General features: G+C 68.0%; 8 protein-coding genes. 7 read left to right on the forward strand and 1 reads right to left on the reverse strand.

Annotated features, from left to right (window positions below):
* Positions 1 to 7: 7 nt before the first annotated feature.
* From nuoL to ACQPXB_RS03440, 5 genes are all read left to right on the forward strand, one after another.
* On the forward strand, positions 8 to 1,915 hold the full coding sequence (gene nuoL / locus ACQPXB_RS03420) for an NADH-quinone oxidoreductase subunit L (RefSeq protein ID WP_364045043.1): 1,908 nt from the start codon (positions 8 to 10) through the stop codon (positions 1,913 to 1,915).
* A 1-nt stretch (position 1,916) separates the two neighbouring features.
* Positions 1,917 to 3,467 (forward strand): NADH-quinone oxidoreductase subunit M, encoded by a 1,551-nt coding sequence (locus ACQPXB_RS03425; protein ID WP_366589160.1) that lies wholly within the window; start codon positions 1,917 to 1,919, stop codon positions 3,465 to 3,467.
* An 18-nt stretch (positions 3,468 to 3,485) separates the two neighbouring features.
* Entirely contained in the window at positions 3,486 to 5,060 is a 1,575-nt protein-coding gene (gene nuoN, locus ACQPXB_RS03430) for an NADH-quinone oxidoreductase subunit NuoN (RefSeq protein ID WP_432857269.1), read from the forward strand.
* Positions 5,061 to 5,215: 155 nt separating this feature from the next.
* Complete coding sequence (locus ACQPXB_RS03435) at positions 5,216 to 6,295, forward strand: AAA family ATPase (protein ID WP_432849405.1); 1,080 nt, start codon at positions 5,216 to 5,218, stop codon at positions 6,293 to 6,295.
* Positions 6,292 to 7,002, forward strand: a complete 711-nt coding sequence (locus ACQPXB_RS03440) for an HNH endonuclease (protein WP_366589165.1) — start codon at positions 6,292 to 6,294, stop codon at positions 7,000 to 7,002. Before ACQPXB_RS03435 ends, ACQPXB_RS03440 begins: the two co-directional genes overlap by 4 nt.
* Positions 7,003 to 7,023: 21 nt before the next feature.
* Here ACQPXB_RS03440 and ACQPXB_RS03445 read toward each other — a convergent pair whose 3' ends face one another.
* Complete coding sequence (locus ACQPXB_RS03445) at positions 7,024 to 7,674, reverse strand: hypothetical protein (RefSeq protein WP_386946273.1); 651 nt, start codon at positions 7,672 to 7,674, stop codon at positions 7,024 to 7,026.
* A 220-nt stretch (positions 7,675 to 7,894) separates the two neighbouring features.
* On the opposite strand from ACQPXB_RS03445, the gene ACQPXB_RS03450 reads away from it, so the two are divergent.
* On the forward strand, positions 7,895 to 10,222 hold the full coding sequence (locus ACQPXB_RS03450; RefSeq protein WP_432849408.1) for a GmrSD restriction endonuclease domain-containing protein: 2,328 nt from the start codon (positions 7,895 to 7,897) through the stop codon (positions 10,220 to 10,222).
* Positions 10,223 to 10,419: 197 nt separating this feature from the next.
* Positions 10,420 to 11,469, forward strand: coding sequence for a polyprenyl synthetase family protein (locus ACQPXB_RS03455; protein WP_366589217.1), 1,050 nt, complete (start codon positions 10,420 to 10,422; stop codon positions 11,467 to 11,469).

Here is an 11,469-nt window from a genome sequence, read left to right on the forward strand (position 1 = left end):
GGCTAGTGTGACCGCATCATCGTGGCTGCTGGTGGCCCTTCCGGCCCTCGGAGCCCTGATCCTCCTGCTCGCCGGGAAACGGGCGAAGGCCTGGGGGCACCTGCTCGGCACCGCCACCGTCGTCCTGGCTTTCGTCTACGCCGTGATCCTGTTCTTCTCGACGGCGGGCAACGCGACCGAGAACGTCAACCTGTACTCGTGGATCCCCGCGGGTCAGCTGCAGGTGGACTTCGGGCTGCGCATCGACGCGCTGTCGCTGACGTTCGTCCTGCTGATCACCGGCGTCGGCATGCTGATCCACTTCTACTCGATCGGCTACATGGCCGACGACGAGGGCCGGTACCGCTTCTTCGCGTACCTGAACCTCTTCGTCGCCTCGATGCTGATCCTGGTGCTGGGCAACAGCTTCGTGACGCTGTACCTCGGCTGGGAAGGCGTGGGTCTCGCGTCCTACCTGCTCATCGGCTGGTACCAGAACCGCCCGTCCGCGGCCACGGCCGCGAAGAAGGCGTTCCTGATGAACCGCGTCGGTGACGTCGGGCTCGCGCTGGCGATCTTCCTGATGTTCAAGTACACGGGCTCCACCGGCTACACCCAGGTCTTCGACGGCCTGACCAACGGCCAGATCCCGCCGGCCGCGATCACCGCGATCGCGATCCTGCTGCTGCTGGGCGCCTGCGGTAAGTCGGGCCAGTTCCCGCTGCAGGCCTGGTTGCCCGACGCGATGGAGGGCCCGACCCCGGTCTCGGCCCTGATCCACGCGGCAACGATGGTCACCGCCGGCGTCTACCTGGTCGCCCGCTCCAACGTGATCTTCTCCGCGACGCCGGACGGCCGGCTGGTGGTCACGCTCGTCGGCGCGGTCACGCTGCTGATCGGGTGCATCGTCGGCTGTGCCTACGACGACATCAAGAAGGTGCTCGCCTACTCCACCGTCAGCCAGATCGGCTACATGATGCTGGCGGTCGGCCTCGGGCCGGGCATCTACGCGCTGGGCATCATGCACCTCGTGGCCCACGGCTTCTTCAAGGCCGGGCTGTTCCTCGGGGCCGGTTCGGTCATGCACGGCATGAACGACGAGGTCGACATGCGCAAGTTCGGCGGCCTGGCCAAGAAGATGCCGATCACCTTCGTCACCTTCGGCCTCGGTTACCTCGCGCTGATCGGGTTCCCGTTCCTCGCGGGCTACTACACGAAGGACGCGATCATCGAGGCGGCGTTCGGCCAGGAAGGCTGGCGCGGCTGGGTCTTCGGCCTCGCGGGCATCATCGGCGCCGGGCTCACCGCGTTCTACATGACGCGCCTGATGATGATGACCTTCTTCGGCAAGTCGCGCTGGAAGGAGATCAAGAGCTCCGACGGCCGCGACTTCCACCCGCACGAGTCCAAGCCGATCATGTGGATCCCGATGGCGATCCTGGCAATCGGCTCGGTCGGCTCCGGTGCGTTCTTCGCCATCGGCGACCGGTTCGAAAACTGGCTGGCCCCGACCGTCGGCGCGTACCACGAAGCCGAGCACGCCCCGATCTCCGCCGCCGCGATCCCGTGGCTGACCCTCGCGCTCGCGCTGATCGGCGCACTGCTCGCGGTCTGGATCTTCCGCCCCGGCCGGGACATCCCGGTCGAGCGCCCGCAGCGCGTCTCCTGGGTCGTCCGGGCGGCTCGCAACGACCTGTACGGCAACGCCCTCAACGAGACGCTGGTCGCCCGTCCGGGCACCTGGCTCGCGCGGGCGCTGGTGTACGTCGACAACCGCGGGGTCGACGGGGCGGTCAACGGCCTCGCCGCGGCCCTCGGCGGCGGGTCCGGCCGGCTCAGGCGGCTGCAGACCGGTTTCGTCCGGTCGTACGCGCTGTCCATGCTCGGCGGCACGTTCCTGCTTCTGGCGGCCCTTCTGCTGGTGAGGTTCTCCTGACATGACTTGGCTCCTGGCGCTCATCCTGTTGCCGCTGGTCGGCTCGCTGGTGCTGGCGTTCCTCAAGGGGAACGACCGGGCCGCGATCGCGACCGCGCTCGTCGTGTCCATTGTGGAGTTCCTGCTGATCATCCCGTTCTGGGCGAGCTACTCGCCTTCGGGAGCGAGGATCCAGCAGGCCACCTCGATGGACTGGATCCCCACCTTCGGCATCCACATCTCGTTCGGCACCGACGGCATCTCGCTGATCATGATCGCGGTGATCGCCCTGCTGGTGCCGATCGTCGTGGGCGCGCTCGGGCTCACCGACAAGCTCCCGGCCGGCCGCAGCGCCGGCGGGTTCCTGTCGCTGATCCTGCTGCAGGAGGCGATCACGATCGGCGTCTTCGCGGCGACCGACGTGTTCCTCTTCTACGTGCTGTTCGAGATCATGCTGATCCCGATGTACTTCCTGATCGGCGGCTACGGCGGCGCGAACCGGCAGTACGCGGCCGTGAAGTTCTTCCTGTACTCGTTCCTCGGCGGCCTGATCATGCTGGCCTCGGCGATCGGCGCGTACTCGCTGGCGGCCGACAAGCTGGGCCACGGCACGTTCGACTGGGCCACGCTGGTCACGGTCGTGCGCGACGCGCCGACGGGCACGCAGATCTGGCTGTTCCTCGGCTTCTTCCTCGCCTTCGCGATCAAGGCGCCACTGGTGCCGTTCCACACCTGGCTCCCGGACGCCGCGGGCCAGGCCCCGATCGGCGTCGCGGTGCTGCTGGTGGGTGTGCTGGACAAGGTCGGCACGTTCGGCTTCCTGCGCTACTGCCTGCCGATGTTCCCCGAGGCGAGCAAGGCGCTGGCGCCACTGGTGCTGGTGCTCTCGGTGATCGGCGTGATCTACGGCTCGATCCTCGCGGCCGGGCAGAGCGACATGAAGCGGTTCATCGCCTACGTCTCGATCGCCCACTTCGGCTTCATCTCGCTGGGCATCTTCGCCTTCAACGAGCAGGCGATGATCGGCTCGGTCTCGTACATGCTGAACCACAGCCTGTCGACCGGGATGCTCATCGTGGTGGTCGGCCTGATCGTGATGCGCGGCGGGTCCACGCGGATCTCCGACTACGGCGGCATGGCGAAGGTGACCCCGCTGCTCGGCGGGATGCTGCTGATCGCCGGCCTTTCGGCGCTGTCGCTGCCGGGCACCAACTCGTTCGTGAGCGAGTTCCTGGTGCTCATCGGCTCGTTCGTGACCCAGCCGGTGTACACGATCATCGCGACGGTCGGCATGGTGCTCGCCGCGGCCTACGTGCTGTGGCTCTACCAGCGGATCATGCAGGGCCCGGTGCGCGGAGACGCGCTCATCGGCGTGGGCGGCGGCCCGGGCACGGCGATCGCGCCGGAGCTCGGGGCCAAGAAGGCCATCAAGGACCTCGGCGGGCGGGAGATCGCGATCCTGGCCCCGATGGTCATCCTGATCATCGGTCTGGGTTTCTACCCCAAGCCGGTGCTCGACACGATCACCCCGTCGGTGCAGGCGACGCTGTCTGCCGTGCAGGGAGGCAAGTAAACCGTGCTCGACAGTCTCATTGAGCCTGTTCTCTCCCAGGCTCCGTCGACCCAGGTGGCGACACCTTCGGTCGACTACGCGGCCGTGCTGCCGTTGCTGATCATCTTCGGCGTCGCGTGCGTCAGCGTGCTGGTGGAGGCGTTCGCGCCGAAGGCCTCCCGCTGGTACGCGCAGGTCTTCGTGACCGTGATCGCGATCCTCGCGTCCGGGGTCTCGCTGATCATGTACGCCACCAAGACGGCGCCGAAGGCGGGCGTGACCACGTTCGCCGGCGCGATCTCGGTGGACCGCCCGTCGCTGTTCCTGTGGGGCACGCTGCTCCTGCTGGGGCTCGGCGCGGTGTTCCTCATCGCCGACCGCAAGGTGGAGCCCGGCGGCGCGTTCGTGGCGCAGGCCGCGATCAGTCCCGGCACCGTGCAGGACCGGGCGCAGGCGGTCGGGACGGTGACGTCGCAGACCGAGGTCTTCCCGCTCACGCTCTTCGCACTCGGCGGCATGATGGCCTTCACCGCGGCCAACGACCTGCTGACGATGTTCATCGCGCTCGAGGTGCTGAGCCTCCCGCTGTACCTCATGTGCGGCCTGGCCCGGCGGCGCCGGCTCATCTCGCAGGAGTCGGCGGTCAAGTACTTCCTGCTCGGCGCGTTCTCCTCGGCCTTTTTCCTCTACGGCCTCGCGCTGCTCTACGGCTACGCGAACTCCGTGAAGCTCGCCGACATCGCCAACGCCGCGGCCGGCTCGGACCGCTCCGACACGCTGCTGTTCGCGGGCCTCGGCCTGCTCGTGGTGGGTCTGCTGTTCAAGGGCTCGGTCGGCCCGTTCCACACCTGGACGCCGGACGTCTACCAGGGCGCGCCGACTCCGGTCACGGCCTTCATGGCGGCGTGCACGAAGGTCGCCGCGTTCGGCGCCATCCTGCGCGTGCTGTCGGTCGCCTTCTCTTCCACGAGCTGGGAGTGGCGCGGGGTGCTGTGGGCCGTGGCGATCATCTCGATGGCGATCGGCGCGATCCTCGGCCTCACGCAGACTGACGTGAAGCGCATGATCGCGTACTCCTCGATCGCCCACGCGGGTTTCCTGCTCGTCGGCGCCATCGCGATGACCGAGGACGGCCTGTCGAGCACGCTGTTCTACCTGCTCGCCTACGGCTTCACCACGCTCGCCGCGTTCGGCGTGATCAGCCTGGTCCGCGACTCCAGCGGTGAGGCCACGCACCTGTCGGCCTGGGCGGGGCTGGCGAAACGCTCGCCGGTGCTGGCCGGGGTGTTCACGTTCTTGCTGCTGGCGTTGGCCGGTATCCCGTTGACCAGTGGGTTCGTGGGCAAGTTCGTGGTGTTCTCCGCGGCCCTGTCCGACGGCATGGCCCCGCTGGTGGTGATCGCGCTGGTGTTCAGCGCGGTGGCCGCGTTCTTCTACCTGCGGGTGATCGTGCTGATGTACTTCTCCGAGCCGGCGGCCGACGGCCCGACCGTCGCCATCCCGGGCGGCTTCACCACGGCGGCCATCACGCTCGGTGTGGTGGTGACGCTGGTGCTGGGCCTGGTGCCCTCGTTCGCCCTCTCGTGGGCCAGTTCGGGCGGATTCGCTTCGTAGGGTTTCTGAACCACTGGGCGAGATCGCGCCGGTTTCTTCGCTCCTGATGTGGTCGGCCCCCGGGCCGACCACATCAGGAGCGAAGGAGCCGGCTCAAAGGCGATCTCGCACGCGTCGGCGGAGCCGACGCCAAAAACACAGATAAGCTTTTCACCATGCACATCGAGCGGGTGCGGATCACGGACGTCCTGGGGTTCCGTGGTGCCCGCACGGTGGACCTGAAGCTGCCGGGGCCGGGCTGGACCGTGCTGGCCGGGCGCAACGGGTCGGGCAAGACGACGTTCCTGCGGGCGCTGGCGCAGGCCCTCGTGCAGCCGCCGTTCGCCGAGAGCCTGGTCGCCGAGGGCAGCTCCATCGACGTCGAGGTGGTGGGCGAGGGGCCCGCGTTCTGTGCCGGCTACGGCCCGTTCCGGCGGCTGGCCGGGGGCGCGCCCGAGGCGCAGTCGCTGATGCGCGGCGAGTTCGCGCGGGTGGCGAGCCTGTTCAGCGAGGACGCTTCGCTGGCCGAGGGCGTGGCGTGGCTGATCAACCAGCACCTGCGGGCGCTGGAAGGCAAAGCGGGTGCGCGGGAGCTGAAGGACTCGGTGCTGACGCTGCTGGGCGACGGCCTGCTGCCCGACGGCTACCGCGTGCGCGACGTCGACTCCGACGGCCTGTGGGTGTCCTACCGCGGCGAACGCTTCCCACTGCGCGAGATGAGCGACGGGTACCGCACGGTCACGGCGCTGGTCGTGGACCTGGTGCGGCAGCTGGCGGACGCGGGCCTGGGGGTCGACGCGTCGGGCGTGGTGCTGATCGACGAGGTCGACGCGCACCTGCACGTGTCGTGGCAGAAGCGCATCGGGCCGTGGCTGAAGGCGCATTTCCCGGGGATCCAGTTCGTGGTGAGCACGCACAGCCCGTATGTCTGCCAGGCCGCCGATCCCGGTGGCCTGATCCGCCTGCCGGGGCCCGACGAGCAGGAGCCGCCGCGAGTGGTGTCGGACGAGCTGTACCAGCGTGTGGTCTACGGCAGCGGTGATGACGCGGTGCTGTCGGATCTGTTCGGGCTCGATACCCCGTACTCGCCGCGGGCCGTGGAGTTGCGGGAGCACCTCGCCGAGCTGGAGATGCTCGTGGCGAGCGGCCAGGCGGACGCCGATGGCGTGCGCGAGTGGGAGCAGCTGCGTGACCGCTTGAGCAGCTCACCGCCCAGCCGCGTCGACGACGTCACGCGCCACTTCGACGAACGGTGATCGCGCTGCGCCGGGTGGCGCTGCCCGCCGTGGTTGCTCTCGAGCTCGCGCGGCTCACCTCGCGGATTCCTTCTGGCGACAGCAAAACCGCACGTCGCTTGTGGACTTCCGCCCGCGGCGCCCGCCGCTCGATCCGCACGCATCTCGCCGCGATGGCCTCGGGCCGCGGCTACTGCATGTACTGCGGCGACGGCCTCGGGTCCACTGTGGACCACTTCGAACCGGTGGCGCGTGCGCCGCGGCGGGCGTTCGACTGGCTCAACCACCTGCTGGCGTGCGAGTACTGCAACAGCCACCACAAACGCGACCGCTTTCCGGTGGACGACGTCGGCCGGCCGCTGCTCATCGACCCGACCGCCGAGGACCCGCTCGACCACCTGTTCCTGGTGCTGTCCATCGGCACCTATCGCGCTCTGACGGACAAGGGCCGCGCGACGATCGAGGTGTGCGGCCTGAACCGGCCCCTCCTGGAACGCGGCCGCGCCGCCGCCGTGGACCAGGTGGCGGCCCTGGTGTTCCACTGGTGGAACGGCGACGCCGACACCCGCCGCCGCGCCATCTGGACCCTGCGCGACCAGCCCCACGCCGACGTCCTGCACGCCATGCTCCGCCAGGCCCTGCTGCCGGGCGCGCCACGGATCTTCTCGGACGCGTCCCTGCTCGACCTGCTCCGCGACGCCGACCTGCGCGCTGAACTGCTGGCTTAGCGCCGCGGAGCCGGGGCCAAATTACGGCGTGGGGGAGCAGGCCGTGCGGCCCACGGTCACGCTGCCGGAGATGCCCGAAGCGGGCAGGAAGTCGATGCGCAGCATGGTCAAGCTGATGCTGCCGTCGCCAGGAAGGGTCTGGGTGTTGAACACCGCGTTGGCGAGCACGGTGCCGTTCGACTTCGTGATCGGCTTCGTGTAGCCCGACGGCACGGGCGAGGGCAGGCCGGTGATGCCGGCCAGGCCGCTGAACGTCCAGTTGGCGCTGGTCTGGCGCTGCACGGCGTCGCACGTGACGGTGTAGCTCGACAGCCGGATGCGCGGGCCGCCGGCGCTGACCAGGGCCGAGAGCTCGAAGTTCTTGCCGGTGGCCGTCGACTTGGTGCTGGTGGTGTCGTTGTCGGGATCGACCACCGTCGTCGTGCAGGACGAAGTGCCGCCGCCCCAGCTCAGGCCCGTCTTGCTCAGCGAGCCCGCCGACGCGCTCGTCGGCCCCTCCACCGCGCACGGCGCCAGCGTCGGCACCGTCACCGTCGTCGAGCCCTTGGTGAAGCTCGCTTCACCGAGATCGGCCACGCCCGCGGGTGTCTCCGCGTGGGCGACGCCTCCGGCCACCACGCTCCCCGCCATCACCACCGCCGCGACGAGCCCCGTCTTCACGTTCTTCAGCATGTCCTGACCTCCCTGCACTCAAGCCGCACGGACCGCGCCGGCGAACTCCCACTGAGTGAATATCCGCGCGCCCGTTTCGCCCGTTGCGCTGCCGGGCGTTGATCACTCGTCCGTGCCGGGGGATCAACCCGTTCGGGGTCCGGAGTCGGTTTCCGTAACGGCTACGACTGCGAACACGACTTCCGTGCGGCGGTCGCCGAAAGCTCTCAGAGGGGTCGTAGTGGAGAAGAAATTCACCAGCGATGAGGTTCCGTTAGCGCAGCTGCTGGACCAGGCGAAATCGGGCGTGCTCCAGCTGCCTGACTTCCAGCGCGGCTGGGTCTGGGACGACAGCCGGATTTCGCGGTTGCTGGCATCGCTCTCGGTCTCGTACCCGATCGGTGCGGTGATGACCCTGCAGACGGGGAATCCGGATGTGCGGTTTCGTCCGAGGCCGCTCGAGGGGATCGAGCTCTCATCACCGACTGAACCCGAGTTCTTACTCCTCGACGGTCAGCAGAGGATCACCTCGCTGTACCTCGCGCTTCGCTCAGGGCAGCCGGTGGCGACGAAGGACTCGCGGAACAACCCGATGTCGCGCAGCTACTTCGCCAACATCAGGGCTTGCATCAATCCGAACGCCGATCGCGAGGACGCCATCGTCAGCGTGCCGGGAGACGGACTGCGGAGGACGTTCCGTGGCGAGACGATCCTCGACGTCTCGACTCTCGACGCTCAGATCGAAGCCGAGATGTTCCCGCTCTCGATCGTCCTCGACTACACCGAGACGATGAACTGGCAGCTCGCGTACCTGGAGCGCGGACCCGGAACGCAGGCGGAGCGGATCCAGGTCTGGACCGCCTTCACCGCGACCGTCATCAATCCGTTCGTTCAGTACCAGGTGCCCACGATCGCACTCGTGAGGTCGACGCCGAAGGAAGCCGTCTGCCAGGTCTTCGAGAACGTCAACACCGGCGGTGTTTCCCTGACGGTGTTCGAGCTGCTCACCGCGACATATGCCGCTGACGACTTCAACCTGCGCGACGACTGGGACAAACAGCAGGAACGGCTGGCAGAGCAGCGGCTCCTGACCGGCTTCGAGGCCACGGACTTTCTCCAGATCCTGACGTTGCTGGCCACCTACGACAGGCGGCAGCGGCATCTCGCGGAGGGGCTGGGCGACGACAAAGCACCGGCAGTCTCTTGCAAACGTCGGGACATGCTCCGACTCGAGTTGGCCGACTACAAGAGGTGGGCCGACGACGCGGCCAAGGCGTTGGATCGGGTTGTCGGGTTCCTTCACGGCGAGCACGTGTACCGCTCGAACGACTTGCCGTACGCGACTCAGCTCGTTCCCCTCACCGCACTGTTCGTGCTACTCGGGGATCGGGCCGACAGCTGGGACGCGCGGCGCCGGCTGCAGCAGTGGTACTGGTGCGGCGTCTTGGGGGAGATGTACGGGGGCTCGACCGAGACTCGTTTCGCCAACGATGTTCAAGACGTCGTTGCATGGATCAACGGCGGCGAAGAGCCTCGCACGATTCGCGAGGCGCAGTTCCAAGCCAGCCGGTTGCTCACCCTGCGGACCCGCAACAGTGCTGCATACAAGGGCATCTACGCCCTGTTGATGAAACGCGGAGGTCGCGGCTTCCGCACGGGTGAGCCGATCGACGCACACACGTACATCGAAGATGCGATCGACATCCGCCACGTGTTCCCGAAGAAGTGGTGCGCGGAGAACCAAATCGAGGGTGACATCGCCGACAGCGTGGTCAACAAGACCGCCATCGACGCGCGGACCAGCCGGCGGATGGGCCGCAACGCCCCCAGCACCTATCTCGTCCGGATGGAATCGTCCGAGGGCATCGAAGTGGCCGATCTCGACGGGATCCTGCGGTCGCACGACATCGACACCGTCGCGCTGCGCAGCGACGATTTCCCGTCGTTCTTCAACGCCCGCTTCGAGCGGTTGCTCAAGCAGATCGAAGAAGCGATGGGCAAGCCCGTGAACCGCGCAGCTGACAGGGCGGAGAGCCCGTTCGTCGACGTCCGGAAGGATCCGGCGCGGCTCGCCGCCGACATCCGCGCGGTGATCGAGGCGGGCGAGAGCAAAGTCGTTGAATTCAAGTCAACCGGTCGGAAGAACCTCAAGACCGGTGAAAAGGACGACGCGATGGAGTGGGTGATCGTCAAGACGATCGCCGGGTTCATGAACGCCTACGGCGGCACGTTGCTCGTCGGGGTCGAGGACAAGGGTGCGGTCGTCGGGATCGAAGCGGACTTCCCGACGTTGGGCAAGAAGAACCTGGACGGTTGGGAGCTGTGGCTCACCGAGCTCGTCAACGCTCGGCTCGGCAAGGTCGCCGCTGCTGGGCTTGATCTCCGGATGGGGACGCTGGACGGGCGGACCGTGGCGCGCATCGAGATCGCGCCCGGCGCGAAACCGCAGTTCGCCACACCGGCCAAGGGTGACAAGAAGCCGCAGTTCTTCGTCCGCATCAACAACTCGACCCATGAGCTGTTCGGAGATGACCTGGTCGACTACCAGCGGAAGCGATGGACTGACTGAACGCGTGGCTGCGGGCGTGGGGACCCTTCCCGGCGCCCGCAGCAGAACTGCTCTCACTCTCAGTTACGGTACGCCCTCCGGTGTCATGTTCGTCACCGTTTCCCCTGGACAGCGGGTAAACGGCGTACCAGGGGTAGCCACTACTCTGAAAGCCGGATAACCCGACCGGCGCATGAGAGAGCGGAGCCGACGTGTCTGTGTCTTCACCACCCCCGGGGGCGGGAGCCGCCGCTGCACGGGATGGCGCTGTCGAGGACCTGCGCGCGACCGTCGGGCTGCAGATCGAGGACGAGAAGCTGCTGAGGGCGATCGCCGGCGGGCTGGCGGACGTCGAGGCGATGCTGCGGGACGTCGTGAAGAGCGATGTGCAGGCGGTGCACGACGCGGCGTTGCACCTGGTCGAGGCGGGGGGCAAACGTTTTCGTCCCCTGTTCACGCTGCTGTCGGCGCAGTTCGGGCCGCGCCAGGGTGACCATGTGCTCATCGCGGCCGCCGCGGTGGAGCTGGTGCACCTGGCGACGCTGTACCACGACGACGTGATGGACGAAGCGACCATGCGGCGCGGCGCGGAGAGCGTGAACGCGCGCTGGGACAACACCGTCGCGATCCTGACCGGCGACTTCCTCTTCGCCCACGCCTCGCGCCTGGTGGCCGACCTCGGCACGGACGCGGCGCGGATCATCGCCGAGACGTTCGGCGAGCTCGTGACCGGCCAGATGCGCGAGACGGTCGGCCCCGGCCCCGGCGACGACCCCGTGGAGCACTACCTCACCGTCATCGCGCAGAAGACCGGCTCGCTGATCGCGACGTCGGGGCGCTTCGGCGGCATGATGTCCGGCGCCCCCGAGGAGTACATCCAGGCGCTGCGCCGGTTCGGCGACATCATCGGCACGGCGTTCCAGATCTCCGACGACATCATCGACATCGCGTCGCCGTCCGACGAGCTCGGCAAGGCGCAGGGCACGGACCTGCGCGAAGGCGTGCGCACGTTGCCCATGCTCTACGCGCTGGCCGACCCGGACACCGACCCGCGGCTCGTGGAGCTGCTGGCCGGCCCGATCGCCGAGGACGAGGTGGTCGCCGAGGCCCTCGAGCTGCTGCGCCGCTCGAGTGGACTCGAACGCGCGCGCGTCACCCTTTCCGACTACGCTTCCCGGGCACGTGCCGAGCTCGCAGCGCTGCCCGCTTCCCCTGCGCGAGACGCTTGCGAATCGGTGGCCGACTACCTGGTCGCGCGGACGCATTAA

It is taken from the genome of Amycolatopsis sp. CA-161197, from assembly GCF_050942255.1.
Lineage (GTDB): Bacteria > Actinomycetota > Actinomycetes > Mycobacteriales > Pseudonocardiaceae > Amycolatopsis.